General features: G+C 38.3%; 1 protein-coding gene. It reads right to left on the bottom strand.

Annotated features, from left to right (window positions below; genetic code table 11):
• Positions 1-473: HYR-like domain-containing protein (locus RH81_RS17095; protein ID WP_033962435.1), on the bottom strand; the 473-nt coding region annotated here is incomplete at both ends.

Here is a 473-nt window from a genome sequence, read left to right as displayed (position 1 = left end):
GCTGTTGTATTTGCTGGTAAGGTTTCATTAAACGTTGGATTGCCATTATCTTCAACTGTTATGGTTTGAACGTGAACTGCTGTGTTATCACATTCGTCAGTTGCTGTCCAAGTTCTTGTAATCGTGTATTCTCCAGTACATAATCCTGAAGTTTCGCTTTCATCAAATGTAACGATAGCTGTTCCGCAAGTATCTGAAGCTGTTAATGTTTCTTCTGTTGGAATGTTATCACATTCCGCTGTTGTATTTGCTGGTAAGGTTTCATTAAACGTTGGATTGCCATTATCTTCAACTGTTATGGTTTGAACGTGAACTGCTGTGTTATCACATTCGTCAGTTGCTGTCCAAGTTCTTGTAATCGTGTATTCTCCAGTACATAATCCTGAAGTTTCGCTTTCATCAAATGTAACGATAGCTGTTCCGCAAGTATCTGAAGCTGTTAATGTTTCTTCTGTTGGAATGTTATCACATTC

The sequence above is a fragment of the Psychroserpens jangbogonensis genome, from assembly GCF_000797465.1.
GTDB classification, from domain to species: Bacteria; Bacteroidota; Bacteroidia; order Flavobacteriales; family Flavobacteriaceae; genus Psychroserpens; species Psychroserpens jangbogonensis.
This window is presented reverse-complemented; position numbering and strand designations above follow the sequence as displayed.